This window comes from Thermosynechococcus sp. HN-54 (assembly GCF_023650955.1).
GTDB lineage: Bacteria > Cyanobacteriota > Cyanobacteriia > Thermosynechococcales > Thermosynechococcaceae > Thermosynechococcus.
Genome location: NZ_CP098039.1, coordinates 2,248,607 through 2,265,146, shown reverse-complemented (window position 1 = coordinate 2,265,146; position 16,540 = coordinate 2,248,607). Strand labels below are relative to the sequence as shown.

The following is a 16,540-nucleotide window of genomic DNA, read 5'->3' as shown; positions in this document are numbered from 1 at the left end:
TCGTGAGCCTATCGGTCAGTTATTGCTGTAGAGGCTAAGGAGCGATCGAAAATCAAATAAACGAATCAACATTGCCCAAAAGGCATCCAAGCCATGGGGCGCTTTCGGTTTGTGCCACCAGGTCAGACCCCCATAGAGTAACTGCACCAATCGCCGCTGCGCCTCATCACTGACCTCTAAAAATCGTAGGTAAATGCAGCACCGCTCTTCTTCTGCACGGGTACGCACAACTGCTGCGGTCACAGTAAAGTCCTGCTCCAAAAAGGTCAGTGTGCCTACCGGATCTCCCTGGGTCTCGACAAAACGCCCGGCGGTCAGCAATAGGGCAGCACCGGTCTCTGAGACATCGCGGGTATAGCCCCAGTAGGTTTGATCCCCCAGTTGGAAACGACAGACGGTGCAAACGGGAAAGCGATCGCTCTGACGGCGGGTGGGCTGATCAATAGAGGACAAAACCGCAATCAAGGCAGTAAAGGCATTATAGATAGTCCAAGCCAACATTACCTCTAGCCCCGCCCGTTCATACTCCATCGGTGGCCAGATATGGAGCCAGTAACCCCCATAGCGGATAGAAATCCCCACCCCCACAGCAATTACAAAGGCTGCCAGCGGCCATGTATAGCGTAAATTCAAGCGTTTGCGATTGGAGAGCGTACCCTTGTTGGTGACAATACTGCCAATTTTGCCAAAGGGATTGCGGAAAATTTTAATCAGTTGCACCATTCCCGGAAAGGCAAAGGTGACTTCATAGACCTCACCCCAGACGGAAAAATAGCGCCCTTCGGTGGCCCAGCTAAAGGTGGCGATCGTCAGCAGTGTATAGGGCAGAGCATAGAAGAGATACTCACCAAACGTGGCTACCGTCAGGGAAATACCGGTCATTAGGCTCAAAAAGGGGCCAATGAGAAAGCAGGTGCGGATAAAGGGATTGATGTTGTGCAATAGCAGCGAGACGTGACAACTGCGCTGAAACCAAGAGAGCTTTGACCAGATGGGCAGATCATCGCCACAGAAATAGATCTGCATATTCCCCTGAAGCCACCGCAGCCGTTGTTCCAAATGATCCTGAAAGTTGCGGGGAGATTCCCCCATGCTGAGGATCTCGTTCAGATAAATCAGGCGGTAGCCAGCAATTTGCATCTTTGTCCCCGTCTGGAAATCCTCAACCACACAGCGGGTGTAATACCCCCCTACGGCTTCTAGGTCACGGCGCCGCACCACATAGGAGGTACCGCAGCAAATGATGGCGTTGCCAAAGTCCCGCCCCGGCTGAATAAAGCCGAAAAAATACTCCATATCGCCGGGCATCATAAACTCAATGCCAAGGTTTTGGGAGTGGTAGTCAGGGTTAAAAAAGTGCTGGGGGGTTTGCACCATAGACACCTGATCATCTTGGAAAAAGCCCACCGTGCGAGTCAAAAAGTTCTGAAAAGGAATAAAGTCGGCATCAAAAACCGCAATCAGTTCACCGCTGGTGTGTTTCAGGGCATGGTTGAGGTTGCCTGCTTTGCGGTGCTCATTGGTGGGGCGGGTGAGGTAGTTGACCCCTAGCTGCTGACAGAGATCGGCAATTTCCGATCGCCGACCATCGTCGAGGACATAGATACTTTTATTCCTGTAGTTGATCCCCTGACAGGCCACAATCGTCCGCCGCAAAATATAGGGAGGCTCATTATAGGTGGGAATGAAAATATCCACACTGGGGCAGTATTCGCCACTGAGAACCGCCTGCTGATAGTAATTTGCCTGTCGCGATCGCCATGCAGTCGTCAGCCAAGCCGTTTGATAAAAGTAGAGCAGATAGGTGAAAAAGTAGAGTACCTCAAGGCCATAGAACCCCACACTCGCGACAAAACTCAACCAGTGGGCATCATTGAGCGTGACCCAGCCGCGCCACACCAAGTAGCGACAGCCAAAGAGAATGACAATGAAGCGAATAATCAGGCGGCTAACGTTATTGCTGGGAATAAAATTGAGGGCGATCGCCACCATGCCCGCAAGCACAATCGGCCACCACCCACTCATCTCATCGCTGGGCATCTGCAAGAGGTCGGGTAGCGGCCGCAGCTGATCTGGATTGACCAAATCAATGGGAAAGAGCGTCGGTCGCCACACCGTCGCCAGCAGCACACCAAAGAGGAATAGGATACTGAAAACAAACAGACCCCAGACCCACGGTGAAACCAGTTGGGGGGGTGAAACGTGCTTGGGCGGCTCATGGGCCATAAGCAGACCCCCTAGAACAAGAGGAAATTTAGGCCATCGTTGGCATTTGCAGGCGGGCAAAAATCATCCGTCCTGCCGAGGTTTGCAGGGCACTGGTGACAACCACTGACAATTGATCGCCAATGTGATCCACGCCCTCTTCGACAACCACCATCGTGCCATCCTCAAGGTAGCCCACCCCTTGCGCCGGTTCTTTCCCTTCCTTGAGAATTTTCAGCTCCAGCGTATCGCCGGGGAGATAGATGGGGCGCAGGGCTTGAGCTAACTCGTTGACGTTAAAGACATCCACTTTTTGGAAGCGAGCAACTTTGTTCAGATTCAAATCATTGGTGACAAGGGTGCCATTGATCTCTTGGCACAGGCGCACCAGCTTGGCATCCACCGTCGTTAATTCTGGGTAGTCTGCGGAGTGAATGACAATGCGATCGCCCAAACTGGCTTGGAGACGATTGAGAACATCGAGCCCCCGCCGCCCCCGAATCCGCTTTTGCTCATTCCCTGCATCGGCAATCAGTTGTAATTCTTGAAGGACAAACTGGGGCACAATGATTTGCCCTTCCAGCACCCCCAGATTCAACAGAGCCTCAATCCGCCCATCGATAATACAACTGGTATCCAGCACCTTGGCACGGGCTGGTTTGAGCATCCCTTCCGCTAGGAGCGTGCTTGCCACGGCATTGGGGTTAATCAACCGCAGGAGCGCAGGTCCATGGCTATCGGCCAAGGTGGTTCCCGAATAGGCGAAGACAATGCTGGTGAGAACAGCAATCAGGGGTTTAACAAACGAAAAATCTTTGGGAATGGGCAACAGGAAAATCGGTGCCAGCATCAAGTTGGCCAAGAGCAGCCCCACCACAAGACCCACAGCCCGCGACAGGAGCGTTTCTGGGGGCAATTGGCGGATGCTGCGCTCGAGACGATGGTAAAGGGACTGCGACAATAAACCAAGGGCAATGCCAACGATGGCGCCAAAGCCAGCCATGACCCACTGCAATCCCCGTACATTGGCCACTTGAGCAAGAACCGTTTCTGGGAGGAGGTCAATGCTGTTGAAGCCAACGGCAATTCCCATCACGACGATAATGAGGAGTAAAATTGTATCGAGCATCAGTTCGCTCCTGTCGCGCTGGACATCATCCATAGGCCATTACCTTAGGATTATACTTTTTTCTCCTTTGCTGCGGTGTTGGACAGTTGCATATCGAGATGACGGCTAATGCGGGTACCGGCTCGGATGCCCTCAGCTTCCGCCTGAGGCCCCAGAATTGCCCGTGCCACCATGCCACCGAGGGTCGCCAATAGCGTTTCCTTAGTAAAGGCTTGACTGGTTTTAACCCACCACTCTAGGAAAAGATGCAGGGATGGGGGAGGAGGTTCCTCAGGGGATGGCGCCGCCAACTGTCGCCCGAGATCTTCCCCCAGTTGGGAACCGACCATATTGCCCACTACGCGCCCGACGGTTTCGCCCACAGGCCCCAAAACCACTTGCCCCGCCAAGCCGCCAGCAATTTCACCGGCTGTACCCCCGATTTCGTCACCGCTGCGAATCTCCAAGGCTTTCGCGACCCGTTCCGGAGTTTCCTCAAGGGCAGTAAATTGCAGTTGGGTGATTTGCTCAGTGGCTTCCATCCCCAGTCGCGCACCGATGACACCGCCAACAAAGGTGCCCACTTGCACCCCCATGACCGCACCCGCAGGCCCCATAAAGAGGCCACCCGCCGTTCCCCCCACCATGCCACCGAGAATATCGCCCACGTAGCCGCCCATGAGAAATCCGCCCATGGAGGTGAGTTTATTGCCTACCTCTTCGGGTTCGAGATCAAAGGCGCGGGTAAGGTTTTGCAAGCCCTTATTGCCTTGGCCAATGATCTGGACCTCGCCCCAAAATTGAATCGCAGCCAGCAGTTGTAGGGGCGTGATTTGTTCGAGGTGATACTCAATGGTAATTGAGGCGGCAAGGGGGTTAACGTGAACAGACTTGATCCCTTGGAGGGTTTTCAGATAAGCACTTAGGGAATCGCGAAAGGCAGCATCCGTTTTCAGTTCTTGAATCCGCAGTCGCAGGCGATCGCCCGTCAGGTGCATGACTTCGGCAATCGGCGCAGTTTCGGCAGTGGCCATGGGAAACCCACCCAATAGGCTCTAGTTGCTGTTGTAGCACGCGCACCAAAGCAAGGAGAAATATCTGTCAAAATGTTAAGGGAATCGCACACAGAGTGAATGACCATGACAGCCACGGTAAAGGTCGAACATCTGAAGAAGTCCTACGGTGCCATTACAGCGGTGGCCGATGTCTCCTTTAGCGCCCATCAAGGGGAAATTTTTGGGGTGCTGGGGCCGAATGGCTCAGGGAAAACGACAACACTGCGCTGTCTATGTACCCTCTCGCGACCGGATGCGGGGGTGTTGGAAGTCTGTGGCCTATCGGTACTGCACCAACCCCATTTGGTGCGCCAAAAATTGGGCTATGTGGCTCAGGAGGTAGCGCTGGATAAAATCCTTACGGGCCAGGAATTTCTAGAATTGCAGGCGGCCCTGTACCACATTCCCCGTAGCCTGATTCCAGAGCGCATTGAGGCGGTGCTGGCACGGTTGGATTTACTTGCATGGCGCGATCGCCAGTGTGGTACCTACTCTGGTGGTATTCGCAAACGCTTTGATCTCGCGGCGGGACTGCTGCACCAACCCCAAGTTCTTGTCTTGGATGAACCCACCGTAGGCCTCGACATTGAAAGTCGCCAAGTGATTTGGGATGTGCTGCGGCATCTCAAGGCTCAGGGACTGACGATCATCTTGACCAGCCACTATCTTGAGGAAGTGGATCTGCTCAGCGATCGCTTAGCAATTCTCGATAAGGGGCGCGTCATTGCCAGTGGTGCTCCTGAAGAACTCAAAGCCAATATTGGGGGCGATCGCGTGACGTTGCGGGTGCGGGAGTTTACACCGCGTCAAGAGGCACAAATGGCTCAAGCCCTGCTCAGTCAATTGGACTGTGTGAAATCGGTGCTCATTAATGCCAATCAGGGCAATTCTCTCAATCTTGTTGTTACTGAAGCCGCGGTGGCAATTGAAGCAATTAGAACAGCACTGGATCAAGCGGGATTACCCCTCTTTAGCTTGGCGCAGTCGCGACCAAGTCTGGATGATGTCTATTTAGCGGCCACGGGTCAGACCCTCTTGGATGCGGACTTGGCAGCAGCAGCGCAGCGGGATAGCAAACAGTTGAAAAAAGAGGCCATGCAACGCTAATGGGGCAGCCAATTCTTTGGGTTCATGGAGACTGCCTCGACCCCAAGGCGCCCATCTTTGACCGCTATCCCAACGCGCCGGCCATTTTTGTATGGGATGTAGCGCTACTCAAGGAGTGGCAAATTCGCCTGAAGCGGCTGGTGTTTCTCTATGAGTGCCTGCTTGATCTACCGCTGCAGATGTACCGTGGTGAGGTGGCTCCCTTGGTGAATGCCTTTGTTGAGGTGCACGGGGGCGATCGCGTGGTCACTATGGCCAGTCCTAGCCCTCGCTTTCGCACCATTTGTCAGCAGTTGGCCTATCCGCTAGAGATTCTAGAGCCAGAACCCTTCGTCACGTTACCTGCCAATGCCGATTTGAAGCGCTTCTTTCGTTATTGGAAGTTGGCGAAACCCTGCTTGGGGCTATAGATGATGCTGGCGATCGCCCGACCACTGCAACAGATGTCTTGGCAGCCGCGATTCTCCCTGTTGGATCGCTATATCCTGCGGGAGATGATCCGTCCTTTTGTTTTTGGTTTTGGCATTTTTACGGCGATCGCTGCCGTGATTGGCACCGTGTTCTACCTCATTCGCAACATGGTGGAGCACAATCTGGGGATTCTCAGCGCCATTCAAGTCTTTTTTCTGCGTTTGCCCACCTTTGCCGTGCTGGGCATTCCCATGGCGATGCTCTTTGGTTCGCTCCTCGCCTATAGTCAGCTCTCCCGCCGCAGTGAACTGATTGCGTGCAAAAGCTGTGGGGTGAGTCCGTTGCGTCTGGTGCGACCAGCGCTCTTAGCGGGGTTCTGTGCCTTGGTCTTGACCTTTGCCCTCAATGAACTGGTGGCTCCCCCCATGGCCTACCGTGCCATCCAGACCTTGGAAGTCGCAATTCAACGCCCCCAACCCCCGTTTCAGACCCGCAATATCTTCTACCGCCGTTTTGCCGAGGGACAGCTTCAGCAACTCTTTTTTGCCCACGGATTTGATGGTCAGGTGATGGGTCGGGTAACGGTACTGAACTTTGAGCAGGGACAACTGCGGGAAATTATCACGGCTCAAGAAGCAATGTGGCAAGGCTCTGCATGGCTGTTCCGTCAGGGAACCTACCATCGCCTGCAGGGCGATCGCGACTATGAGATGGCAGAAACATTTTCAGAGCGAACGTTTGCCTATCCTCGCACCCCCCTTGATTTGGCCATGGAAACACGGGCACCAGAGTTTATGACCAGCCGTGAAATGTATCGCTACCTGCAAATTTTGGCAGAAAGTGGGGATGTCAAGCGCCTGCGGCAGTGGCGGGTGCAGTTGCAGGAAAAACTCTCCCTCCCCTTTTTGTGCTTGAGTTTTGCAGTTGTTGGCGCTGTTTTGGGGAGCAGTTTTCCCCGCCAAGGACAGGGACGTGCCTTTGGCCTGAGTGTGGCGATTATTTTTGGTTATTATGTCAGCGCCTTTATGTTCACCGCCTTTGGAGAAGGGGGAGCGGTGTCGCCCATCGTGGCCAGCTGGCTACCCAAGGTCATTGTCAGTGCGATCGCCCTAGGTATGCTCTATCATGCCAACCGTCATTAATAAGGGATCTGCCAATAGCGGCAGGCGGCATAGGCAAGGGTCATCACGCCCACGGGGATAGCTTGTTCGTCCACATCAAACTCCGGATGATGCAGGGGATAGTTGGGGCGATCGCGAAACCCGACGCCAAGGCGAAACATGGCTCCCGGTGCATGTTCTAGGTACAGGGCAAAATCTTCGGCGCCGAGGGACGGCTCCGCCAAAATATGCACATGGGGGGTACCTACCACATCAGTCGCCGCCTCTGCTAGCAATTGCGACAGGTAGGGGGTGTTTTCGACCCCTGGCACCCCCCGCCGATAGTGGAGCTTGTAACGGGCACCATAGGCATGGCAGACATTGGCAACAATTTGCTCAATCCAAGTAGGGAGGGTAGCACGGGTTTCCGGGTGGAGCGATCGCACCGTTCCCTGAAGCGTCACCTGATCGGCAATGACATTCGGTGCTCGTCCCCCTTGGATCTTGCCGAAGGTAACCACCACTGGCCGCAGCGGATTTTGGGTACGACTAATGGCCTGTTGCAGAGCACTGATCACTTGGGCGGCAATCCAAATCGCATCCACGGCTTCATGGGGGCGGGCACCATGCCCTGATTCTCCCAAAATGGTTAGCTCAATATCATCGGCGGCTGCCGTCAGCGCCCCATAGCGTACCGCCACCTCTCCCGCTGGAATTGAGGGGAAAACATGGAGTGACAAAATGGCACTCACCTCTTTCATGGCGCCATCGGCAATCATCCAACTCGCCCCTTGGGCAATTTCTTCCGCGGGCTGAAAAATAAACCGCACCCGTCCGGGGAACTCTTCCTTCAAGGCCGCTAGAACCATCGCCGTCCCAAGGCCAACGGTGGTGTGGACATCATGACCGCAGGCGTGCATCACCCCCACATGTTTCGAGCTAAACTCCAGCCCCGTGCGCTCTTGAATCGGCAGGGCATCCATATCGGTGCGAATGGCCAGTAATCGATCCGCCTTGGGATTCCCCACCAACTCGGCAATCACCCCCACCTTCCCCACATCCTGTTTCACCATCAAGCCTGCGGAGGAAAGCACGCCAGCTACATAGGCAGCGGTTTGATGTTCTTGGCCACTCAATTCGGGGTAGCGGTGCAGATGGCGACGAATTTCAATGAGACGGGGGGTGAGGGTCTGGGTAATCTGGCGAATCCGAGCAAGCATAGGGAAGCCGTGGCGATATTTTTGTATCCTATCGAATCTCAGGAATTCAGGTTGCCCACTCCTGATAGGGGTGCTCCGCTAGGTAGGCATTGGTATAGCGGGGGTCATCGGTGACCTCAAGGCCAATCCACGGGGGTAAAGTCAGAGGATAGTCGGGGGAGGGCAATTCAATTTCTGCCAAAATTAGGCCGGCACAGGCCCCAGTAAATTCATCCACTTCCCAACACAGATCACCCGCTGGGATGCGATAGCGATTTTTCTTAATGATCGGTTGTAGGCACAATTCCTCAAGGAGTTCCCTTGCATCAGCAACGGGGATAGCATACTCATACTCGCGGCGTTGGCCACCGCTGGCTTTGCCCTTAATCGTGAGCCATGCCTCGTCGCCCGCAAGACGCACCCGTACCGTTCGTTCGGGAACCGTTGACAGGTAGCCTTGGGCAAAATGGGAAACACTAGTGGCTAGCGATCGCCATTCTTCGCTTGTGACAAGGAACTTGCGCTCAATTTCGATACCCATTGCCTAGACTGCTGTGGTAAATGAACCGTGAAGACCGTAGGGAATGTGGTGTTTCAAGCGCAACCGTGCCACAGGCCCAGCACTAATGGCCGCCGCATCAAAGATCAGCAGTTGTGATTTGTGGCAACTGGCATCATAGACCACCTGCAAGAGCCAGCCCTCCTCCTCCCCTTGCGCCCCTTGCCAGAGAAAGTCACCTTTTTGCAGACCACGGGGGACAAAAATGGGTTCGCTGACAAATCCTCGCGGCGCTGCTGACCAAAATTGTTCCTCACCCGTCTGGCGATCGCACCGCCATAGCGCTTGGAGAGGGGCATTGATTTTCGGATCATGCCCGGCCGCCAGATAAATGTAGCGATAGGGTTGTCCCACTTTGGCAGGATGCACCACAGGAAATTCACAGGGGCGATCGCTCACCACTTGCCAGTCCACCGCCTTGGTTTTCGGGTTCAATTGAATTCGCCACAGCAGGCTTGAGGGCAGCGCGGCAAAATTCACCTCCCGAAAATCCATGCCCGGTTCCAGATTGGGAAAGTGGCTATAGGCAATGGACTCCAGATGAATCTCATCCCCCACTTCATAGGCATTGGCATGGTGAAAGACAAAACAGGCGGGCATCGTCAACATCTGAGGGGTGCCACCGCGACGAGGCAGCAGCCAAACCCGCGTCAGTTCCTGAGCATTAAACTGAATGCACTGCGCTGCCCCCCGCAGTCCCAATAGATAGGGCAAGGGGTTAAACTGCACCGGATTTTGAAAAACAATGGCGTAATTGGCGGTCAAGGCAAAGTCATGGATAAAAGCAAAGCCTGGAATGTGAAAGACGGGTTGCGAGACACACTGACCACTGGCATCAAATTCATAGAGCGTAATGCGGGTGCTCAGGCCGGGCTTGACACCAAAGTTCACTAGCCGCTGCATCTGCGGGTCAAAGCGGGGATGTGCAGCAAAGGCATCGCTATCTTTGAGCCGACCCTCTAGATTGTCCAGTCCAATCGTGTCTAGGGTCACCGGGTCGAGGCGATGGGGCAGACTGGCTTCCCACAGCGCCAGTAATTTGCCAGCCCAATAGATCACGTGGGTATTGGCAATGTTTTTGACACGAGTATCAAGGAAATTGGGCAGCCACCCACCCGGCTTTTGGGTACCAAAGACACCGCGATAGAGAAGCCGATTGGCTTTTTCTTCCTCCAACAATCCGGCGGTGCGCACATAGCGGTTGCGAAAATGCACCCGGCCATTCTCAAAGCGAAAAGCGCAGATCATGCCGTCGCCATCAAAGGGATGGGCTAAAGGAACACCCCCACGCTCCAAGAGGCCAGGGCCATTGCGGTAGAGGGTGCCCACCAAATCCGTTGGCACCGTGCCTTCGACATCATCAATCCAATAGTCATACTCTTGGGTGAGGGATTCCGTCCCCCCCCGCCAATCCGCCATCGTATAGGGGCAATCTAAGACTCCAGTCATGACACACTTGGCTCCAATTCAACACTGACATTGGATGAAGACGTGGGCGGTGACACCTGCTGCGGTAACCAGTTCAACAGCGGTAGGGGCAATAGCGTACTCAGGTTGGTAATGAGCACTAGCAACCACAGGCGATCGAAATGATGCTCGGTAATCCCTAGCCAGTGGGTCAGCAGTGCCCCCAACTCATGGGAGACCAGATTGGCAAGGTTGCTAATGGACATCAGCAGGGCAAAGAGGGTGGCCTCAATTCCCGACGGACATAGCCGCGCTGCCAAGACCAGTACCGGCATAAAGGCAATTTGCCCCATGACGGCCAAAATCAAACTATCCCCCAAGCTAAACCACTGGTCACTAATGCCCCATTGGCGATTCAGATGGGTGACCAAAATCAGGCTAGAGAGTCCCAAAACCGCTGAGAGAATCGTACTCCAGAAAAAAATGGTACGAATGGGCAGCGTTTTCAAGTAGCGCTGGAAAATCCACACCCCTAAGAGGGAGGCGATGCTAGTGACAAGGCGCACCCGTCCCAAAAACTCAGCCTGAAAGCCCAGTTCATTGGTTGTAAAGAAAAAGAAGGCGGATTCTGAGCCAGGGGTGGCTTGCCACAGGAAGAGAAAGGCAACGGGCAACCAAATGCGTTTTTGCATCATGGCTTGGCGCACGCGGTTAATGTGCTGCCATGTTTGACTGAGTTGGGGGCGAACCGTCACTCGTGCTTCGGCGATCGCCCACGCTACCCCCGATACCAGCAGCGGAAACACCGCCGTAATTTGAAACACCGTACGCGGACTAAACCACTGCAACAGTTGACCACTGAAGTAGGCGGTGAGGATGCCCCCCAAAGCAGTGGCGGCCCAACTCAAAGATTGCAGCGTTCCCATTTCGGTGGGAGATTCTTGGCGTGCCCGTTCCACCACCAGTGAATCCACAATCACATCACTGAGGGCGATCGCGATCGACGCCGCCAAAATTGCCGCCGTTGCCTGCCAAGGGGTAGCCACCCACGTCCCCAAGCTCAACCACGCCCCACAGCCGAGCAGCCCAGACAGGACGAGATAGGAGCGGCGGCGAAATCCCAAGAGCGGTAGGCTATCAGAAATGAGGCCAAACACCGGCTTAATTACCCAAGGCAGCGCAGCCACACCCATCAATGCCGCCACTTGCGCCGGCGACAAACCCAATTCATCCTTAAAGAAAAAGCTAATGGCCAGCCGTGCTAAGCCCAACACCCCTTGGACAAAATACACCAGCAAAATGGCTAAGAGTTCGCCACTGGGTTCTTGCCCAAAAAGGAGCGTCTCCTTGAGCCACTGAAACCAGCGTTGAGGTTGCGAAGGTTGAACTAACATTACCAAATGTTAAGCAACAGCATTGCCTCCATCATATCCAGACACGCTGAAAATTGCTAACACTGGTGCTCTTCACTGGCTCACAGACTAGCAGGAGACACTAATTGGGACTAATTGGGGTTATTTGGCGACCTCCAGTTGATCAAGGCGCAGCCAAACTGTAGGGGTGGGCACTGGAAATTTAATCTGCGCATAGTCACCGCGAATCTCCACTACCTCGCCCCGCCCCTCAAACAGATAGGGGGGATAGCGATGATCACTGGCCAACGCCTCAACACTGTTGGCCAACTTTTCAGCAACGACCTTTACCAAATCTCCCTTTTTAATTGCCATAGGAAACCCTAACGCTGATCAGCCCACATTCTATCCTAAGGAGAATCGGCAAGGGCTTTAAGTCTCTTGATGAATCGAATTGCCAAACCTTAACCAAGGGGAAACGCCACCTCAGCCCTTCACTGCCATTCATCGGGCACCGCCAAAGCCAAAACAGTAGCCCCAAGAAAATAAGCAACAGAAAGAACAGGGGTCTGAACTAAGACGAAGTTCTTTGGCGATACACTACGCTTAAGCGTCGCATTACCTGAGGGGAACCTTGGATGGACTGTATTCCAGTGATTCTATCGGGGGGAGCCGGCAGTCGCCTTTGGCCATTATCGCGCCAAGCCCATCCCAAGCAGTTTATGCGCTTAACTGCCGAAGGGCAGAGTCTGCTACAACAAACGTGGCAACGCTTGCAGGGTTTACCCCAAATTCACCCCCCCGTCGTTGTCGCCAATGAAGCCCATCGCTTCCTGGTAGCAGAACAATTTCAAGAGCTAGGGGTGACACCAACGCGGATTTTGCTCGAACCCTTGGGGCGCAATACGGCTCCTGCGATTACCCTTGCTGCGCTCTATGTCACAGAAGTCCTCGCCACCGATGCCATTCTTTTGGTGCTACCAGCGGATCATTTGATTCAGGATGTTGCCGCCTTTCAGCAGGGGCTACAACGGGCACTTGCACCCGCCGCCAAGGACTGGTTAGTGACCTTTGGTATTACGCCCACCTCTCCCCATACAGGCTACGGCTACATTCGGCGGGGGGAAGCTCTCAGTGATGCCCACACCTATCGGGTGGCAGAGTTTGTGGAAAAACCCGATTTGGCAAGGGCAGAGGCCTATCTGGCGGATGGCCATTACCTTTGGAATAGCGGTATGTTTCTCTTCCGCGCCCAGAGCTTCTTAGCAGAATTGGCACAGCAGCAGCCAGACATTTTGCACTATTGCCGCTTGGCACTGCGGGAGGGGCAGGAGGATTTGGACTTTATCCGCTTGGCAAAAGCACCCTTGAGTCAGTGTCCCAGTCTATCGGTGGACTATGGGGTGATGGAAAAGACGCAAAAAGCAGCAGTAGTTCCCCTAGAGTGCGGATGGAGTGATGTGGGGTCTTGGTCGAGTCTCTGGGAGGTGACACCCAAGGATGAATTTGGCAACAGTTGCCGTGGCGATGTCCTCACCTATGGCAGCAAAGATTGCTTTGTCCATAGTCAAAACCGCTTGGTTGCCCTACTGGGGGTGGAAAACCTGATTATTGTAGAAACCGCTGATGCCGTTCTCATTGCCCATCAGGAAGCGGCACAACAGGTGAAACAAGTGGTGGAGCAACTGCAAGCCCAAAAGCGCAGTGAGGCCTACAATCATCGCGTGGTCTATCGCCCTTGGGGACACTACGACTCCATTGACACGGGTCATCGCTTTCAAGTGAAGCGGATTACGGTCAAGCCGGGGGCAAGTCTTTCGCTGCAACAGCACCATCACCGCGCGGAACATTGGATTGTCGTCAGTGGCACAGCGGAGGTTACCTGCAATGGCAAGACGTTTCTGCTGACGGAGAATGAGTCCACCTATATCCCTGTGGGCGCTGTGCACCGCTTGGCCAATCCGGGGAAAATTCCCCTTGAAATGATCGAGGTACAGTCGGGAGCCTACCTTGGCGAAGATGATATTGTCCGCTTTGAGGATCGCTATGGTCGCGAGACAGGGCGATAACCGCTGGGCAAAACCTTAGAGCGCTAGCCAAGCGATCGCCACCCCAAGGGCGGAACCAACAATGACTTGAATGGGGGTGTGCCCCAATAACTCCTTGAGGCGCGCTTCGGCTAATTCGTGCCCTTCTTGGAAAAATTCATCAACAATTTGATTGAGAATGCGGGCTTGTTTGCCAGCCGCTTGGCGAACCCCCGCCGCATCGTACATGACAATACAGGCAAAGACAACGGCGATCGCAAACTCAATGCTATCCCAGCCCCGCTGCAGCCCCACCCCAGTCGCCAGAGCAGTAACAAGGGCGGAATGGGAACTGGGCATCCCCCCCGTTTCCACCAGAACGCGGAAATTGAGCTTGCGGTGTTTGGCAATGTCAATCAGTAACTTGAGCATTTGGGCGATCGCGCTGGCGGCAAGGGCGACCCAGAGGACATGGTTAGCCAGTAGCTCACGAAGACCGTCCATCATGGTTACGGACAAGGACAAACTCTGCGCCCATCCTAACCCACTTCGGGATCGTTAATGACTGCGGCTGGTAATGTAGTCGGCGATCGCCTGCAAAGGAACGGCGGCTGACCCATATACAGCCAACTCTGCCTTCGCCGCTGCCACCAAGCGTTCAGCCTCTTGGCGGGATTTTTCCAGACCCCACAGGCGCGGGTACGTCATTTTTTGGGCGGCCACATCTTTACCAACGGTTTTACCGAGGACATCGCGGGTGGAAGTAATGTCTAAAATGTCATCCACAATCTGGAACGCCAAGCCAATATTTGCCGCATAGCGCGACAGGCGGGCCACATCAGATTCATTCGCCCCCGTCAGTAATGCCCCAGAAACCACAGCGGCCTCCAGTAGTGCCCCCGTTTTGTGGGAGTGGATAAAATGCAGCGTTTCTAAACCAATGTTGGGCTGCCCTTCACACTCCAAGTCCACCACTTGACCACCCACTAATCCCGTTGCTGCCACCGCATGCCCCAACCGCGCCACAATTTTCAGCAGATATTCTGCAGGCACGTTTTTCGTTTGCTCCACCACATATTCAAAGGCATAGGCCAGTAAGCCATCCCCCGCCAGAATGGCAATATCTTCGCCATAGACTTTGTGATTTGTGGGCTTGCCGCGACGGTAGTCATCATTGTCCATAGCCGGCAGATCATCGTGGATCAGCGACATCGTGTGGATCATCTCTAGGGCACAGGCCGTCGGCATCGCCATTTCCACAGTGCCCCCCATCAACTCACAGGTGGCCAAACAGAGAATTGGCCGCAGCCGCTTGCCCCCCGCCATCAGTGAGTAGCGCATCGCATCGTAAATTTTTTCCGGGTAAGCCACCGGAATCGAGGCTTCGAGTGCCGCTTCCACAAGGGCTTGCCGTTCCTTGAGATAGGCCTTGAGATCAAACGCGTCAGCTTGATGAACTTGGGGGGGATCAGCGGAAATCATGAACATCTCCTCGGCGTGCAGGCGGCATAGAGGTCAACGAGAGCAGGGGCTTGTGCCAATTGTGACGGCGACAATAGCTCCATACAGTATTGTGCAACAACATGGCAACGGTCATCGGACCGACGCCCCCCGGAACAGGGGTAATATAACTGGCCACAGCACAGGCAGCCTCATAGTCCACATCGCCCCAGAGACTCGATTTACCGTCGGGGCGTTGAATGCGATTAATCCCGACATCAATGACCACTGCTCCCGGCCGAATCATGTCGGCAGTAATCCGCCGCGGCTGTCCCATCGCCGTGACTAAAATCTCAGCACTACGGGTGACACTGGCGAGATCACGGGTGCGCGAGTGGGCGATCGTCACCGTTGCATTGGCGGTGAGTAACATCAGCGCGAGGGGCTTGCCAACCAAAATACTGCGACCCACGACCACTGCCGAGCGACCTGCAACATCAATGCCATAGGCGGCCAAAAGCTGCATCACTCCAGCAGGGGTACAACTGCGCAGTCCCGGTTCATCGCGCACTAGCCGACCCAGATTTTCGGGATGCAGGCCATCCACGTCTTTATCCGGATGAATCGCGTATAGCAGGGGACGGGGATCAAGGTGGGGCGGCAGGGGCAATTGCAGCAGAATGCCATCCACCCGTTCGTCCTGATTTAGCTCAGTAATTCTGGCCAATAAATCCGCTTCTGTAATGGTGGCCGGTAAATGGGCACCAAAGGATTGAATCCCGACGCGGCCACAGGCCTGTTCTTTGGCACGGACATACACTGCACTGGCGGGATCATCGCCAACCCGCAACACGGCCAACCCGGGCGATCGCCCCCACTGGGCTTGAAACGTCCGCACATGATCAGCCAACTGGCGTTCAATGAACTGGGCTAAGGATTTGCCATCAAGGCAGGCAGCGGAGTTTGCAACCAAAGGACACCTTACAATTGGTCAATCACGAAAGTCTAGGGTTGAGTTGCCGACTGCGTTTCCATCGGTTGGCAACGACATCGAACTAGTTTACCCCAAACAGGCAGCACTGAAGCTAGCGTTGATCAAGTTCTTTACCCAGTTGTACCAAGGACTTAACACTCGCTAGGGGCGATCGCCCGTCAGCGGACCAGAGGTTCTATCCACTTGAATTTCGCAAATAGCAGGCGTGGTGCACAGGTACGTCAGCACATCCTCCGCACTCATTAGGCGTTTCAGTACCACTTGGCCAATGGTCGAGGCGGGATCAGGATGACTCGGCTTGACTTCCACCATGAGTACCCTCTCCTCCACTTGGTACAGCCAGAGCTTTTCCTCTCCCTCTAGGATGTAGAGGCAGGTACGGGTGATTACCGGCGCTCGTCGCCACGCTTGCTCATCCCAGAGGCCTTGGGGTTCCCACACGCGGCCAATCTGCCACCCCTCTGTGAGGAAAAAGTATTTCATGCCACTGGGGGCGATTCATTTCTTGGGGAACTAACGCTAGAGGTCTCCTCTGGTTCCATGGAATTAAAACAAGCTGCCGCTATCAGCAAAAAA

16 protein-coding genes are annotated in these 16,540 nt (G+C 54.5%); 4 read left to right on the top strand and 12 right to left on the bottom strand.

Annotated elements, in window-relative coordinates; all coding sequences use genetic code 11:
• Positions 1–15: 15 nt before the first annotated feature.
• The 3 genes from NBE99_RS11045 to NBE99_RS11035 are packed head-to-tail and all read right to left on the bottom strand — an operon-like array spanning position 16 to position 4,347.
• Positions 16–2,226 carry a glycosyltransferase gene (locus tag NBE99_RS11045; RefSeq protein ID WP_250682113.1) on the bottom strand — a complete coding sequence of 737 codons (2,211 nt, stop codon included), beginning with the start codon at positions 2,224–2,226 and terminating at the stop codon, positions 16–18.
• A gap of 28 nt (positions 2,227–2,254) precedes the next feature.
• Positions 2,255–3,334: a PIN/TRAM domain-containing protein gene (locus NBE99_RS11040; RefSeq protein ID WP_250683725.1), complete on the bottom strand. Its 1,080-nt coding sequence runs from the start codon at positions 3,332–3,334 to the stop codon at positions 2,255–2,257.
• Positions 3,335–3,384: 50 nt separating this feature from the next.
• Positions 3,385–4,347 (bottom strand): HMA2 domain-containing protein, encoded by a 963-nt coding sequence (locus NBE99_RS11035; RefSeq protein ID WP_250682112.1) that lies wholly within the window; start codon positions 4,345–4,347, stop codon positions 3,385–3,387.
• Between the two features lie 105 nt (positions 4,348–4,452).
• On the opposite strand from NBE99_RS11035, the gene NBE99_RS11030 reads away from it, so the two are divergent.
• The 3 genes from NBE99_RS11030 to NBE99_RS11020 are packed head-to-tail and all read left to right on the top strand — an operon-like array spanning position 4,453 to position 7,028.
• Positions 4,453–5,475: an ATP-binding cassette domain-containing protein gene (locus tag NBE99_RS11030; RefSeq protein ID WP_250682111.1), complete on the top strand. Its 1,023-nt coding sequence runs from the start codon at positions 4,453–4,455 to the stop codon at positions 5,473–5,475.
• Positions 5,475–5,885 (top strand): hypothetical protein, encoded by a 411-nt coding sequence (locus NBE99_RS11025; RefSeq protein ID WP_250682110.1) that lies wholly within the window; start codon positions 5,475–5,477, stop codon positions 5,883–5,885. Before NBE99_RS11030 ends, NBE99_RS11025 begins: the two co-directional genes overlap by 1 nt.
• Positions 5,886–7,028: an LptF/LptG family permease gene (locus NBE99_RS11020; protein WP_250682109.1), complete on the top strand. Its 1,143-nt coding sequence runs from the start codon at positions 5,886–5,888 to the stop codon at positions 7,026–7,028.
• Here NBE99_RS11020 and NBE99_RS11015 read toward each other — a convergent pair.
• From NBE99_RS11015 to ndhO, 5 genes are all read right to left on the bottom strand, one after another.
• The gene (locus tag NBE99_RS11015; RefSeq protein WP_250682108.1) at positions 7,025–8,206 is read right to left on the bottom strand and encodes a M20 family metallopeptidase; all 1,182 of its coding nucleotides are present in this window, start codon (positions 8,204–8,206) and stop codon (positions 7,025–7,027) included. The two genes, NBE99_RS11020 and NBE99_RS11015, sit on opposite strands and share 4 nt — an antisense overlap.
• A gap of 46 nt (positions 8,207–8,252) precedes the next feature.
• On the bottom strand, positions 8,253–8,726 hold the full coding sequence (locus NBE99_RS11010; protein ID WP_250682107.1) for a CYTH domain-containing protein: 474 nt from the start codon (positions 8,724–8,726) through the stop codon (positions 8,253–8,255).
• Positions 8,727–8,729: 3 nt separating this feature from the next.
• Positions 8,730–10,193: a carotenoid oxygenase family protein gene (locus NBE99_RS11005; RefSeq protein ID WP_250682106.1), complete on the bottom strand. Its 1,464-nt coding sequence runs from the start codon at positions 10,191–10,193 to the stop codon at positions 8,730–8,732.
• Positions 10,190–11,545, bottom strand: coding sequence for a folate/biopterin family MFS transporter (locus NBE99_RS11000; RefSeq protein WP_250682105.1), 1,356 nt, complete (start codon positions 11,543–11,545; stop codon positions 10,190–10,192). Before NBE99_RS11000 ends, NBE99_RS11005 begins: the two co-directional genes overlap by 4 nt.
• Positions 11,546–11,665: 120 nt before the next feature.
• On the bottom strand, positions 11,666–11,878 hold the full coding sequence (ndhO, locus tag NBE99_RS10995) for a photosynthetic/respiratory NAD(P)H-quinone oxidoreductase subunit O (RefSeq protein ID WP_181494778.1): 213 nt from the start codon (positions 11,876–11,878) through the stop codon (positions 11,666–11,668).
• Positions 11,879–12,141: 263 nt separating this feature from the next.
• On the opposite strand from ndhO, the gene NBE99_RS10990 reads away from it, so the two are divergent.
• Positions 12,142–13,572 carry a mannose-1-phosphate guanylyltransferase/mannose-6-phosphate isomerase gene (locus NBE99_RS10990; protein WP_250682104.1) on the top strand — a complete coding sequence of 477 codons (1,431 nt, stop codon included), beginning with the start codon at positions 12,142–12,144 and terminating at the stop codon, positions 13,570–13,572.
• Positions 13,573–13,587: 15 nt separating this feature from the next.
• On the opposite strand, the gene NBE99_RS10985 is transcribed toward NBE99_RS10990, so the two are convergent.
• The 4 genes from NBE99_RS10985 to NBE99_RS10970 all read right to left on the bottom strand — a co-directional run bounded on the left by NBE99_RS10985 (position 13,588) and on the right by NBE99_RS10970 (position 16,447).
• On the bottom strand, positions 13,588–14,037 hold the full coding sequence (locus NBE99_RS10985; RefSeq protein WP_305879898.1) for a divergent PAP2 family protein: 450 nt from the start codon (positions 14,035–14,037) through the stop codon (positions 13,588–13,590).
• 51 nt (positions 14,038–14,088) lie between these two features.
• Positions 14,089–15,012, bottom strand: coding sequence for a geranylgeranyl diphosphate synthase CrtE (crtE, locus tag NBE99_RS10980; protein ID WP_250682103.1), 924 nt, complete (start codon positions 15,010–15,012; stop codon positions 14,089–14,091).
• A complete protein-coding gene (folD, locus tag NBE99_RS10975) occupies positions 14,999–15,943 on the bottom strand; it encodes a bifunctional methylenetetrahydrofolate dehydrogenase/methenyltetrahydrofolate cyclohydrolase FolD (RefSeq protein WP_250682102.1) in 945 nt (314 codons plus the stop codon). Before folD ends, crtE begins: the two co-directional genes overlap by 14 nt.
• 162 nt (positions 15,944–16,105) lie before the next feature.
• On the bottom strand, positions 16,106–16,447 hold the full coding sequence (locus tag NBE99_RS10970) for a hypothetical protein (protein ID WP_250682101.1): 342 nt from the start codon (positions 16,445–16,447) through the stop codon (positions 16,106–16,108).
• Positions 16,448–16,540: the final 93 nt, after the last annotated feature.

Excerpts from the sequence above, each read along its gene's own strand:
- NBE99_RS11045 (WP_250682113.1), bottom strand. The coding sequence starts at position 2,226 with ATGGCCCATGAGCCGCCCAAGCACGTTTCACCCCCCCAACTGGTTTCA.
- NBE99_RS11040 (WP_250683725.1), bottom strand. The coding sequence starts at position 3,334 with ATGCTCGATACAATTTTACTCCTCATTATCGTCGTGATGGGAATTGCC.
- NBE99_RS11035 (WP_250682112.1), bottom strand. The coding sequence starts at position 4,347 with ATGGCCACTGCCGAAACTGCGCCGATTGCCGAAGTCATGCACCTGACG.
- NBE99_RS11030 (WP_250682111.1), top strand. The coding sequence starts at position 4,453 with ATGACAGCCACGGTAAAGGTCGAACATCTGAAGAAGTCCTACGGTGCC.
- NBE99_RS11025 (WP_250682110.1), top strand. The coding sequence starts at position 5,475 with ATGGGGCAGCCAATTCTTTGGGTTCATGGAGACTGCCTCGACCCCAAG.
- NBE99_RS11020 (WP_250682109.1), top strand. The coding sequence starts at position 5,886 with ATGATGCTGGCGATCGCCCGACCACTGCAACAGATGTCTTGGCAGCCG.
- NBE99_RS11015 (WP_250682108.1), bottom strand. The coding sequence starts at position 8,206 with ATGCTTGCTCGGATTCGCCAGATTACCCAGACCCTCACCCCCCGTCTC.
- NBE99_RS11010 (WP_250682107.1), bottom strand. The coding sequence starts at position 8,726 with ATGGGTATCGAAATTGAGCGCAAGTTCCTTGTCACAAGCGAAGAATGG.
- NBE99_RS11005 (WP_250682106.1), bottom strand. The coding sequence starts at position 10,193 with ATGACTGGAGTCTTAGATTGCCCCTATACGATGGCGGATTGGCGGGGG.
- NBE99_RS11000 (WP_250682105.1), bottom strand. The coding sequence starts at position 11,545 with ATGTTAGTTCAACCTTCGCAACCTCAACGCTGGTTTCAGTGGCTCAAG.
- ndhO (WP_181494778.1), bottom strand. The coding sequence starts at position 11,878 with ATGGCAATTAAAAAGGGAGATTTGGTAAAGGTCGTTGCTGAAAAGTTG.
- NBE99_RS10990 (WP_250682104.1), top strand. The coding sequence starts at position 12,142 with ATGGACTGTATTCCAGTGATTCTATCGGGGGGAGCCGGCAGTCGCCTT.
- NBE99_RS10985 (WP_305879898.1), bottom strand. The coding sequence starts at position 14,037 with ATGATGGACGGTCTTCGTGAGCTACTGGCTAACCATGTCCTCTGGGTC.
- crtE (WP_250682103.1), bottom strand. The coding sequence starts at position 15,012 with ATGATTTCCGCTGATCCCCCCCAAGTTCATCAAGCTGACGCGTTTGAT.
- NBE99_RS10970 (WP_250682101.1), bottom strand. The coding sequence starts at position 16,447 with ATGAAATACTTTTTCCTCACAGAGGGGTGGCAGATTGGCCGCGTGTGG.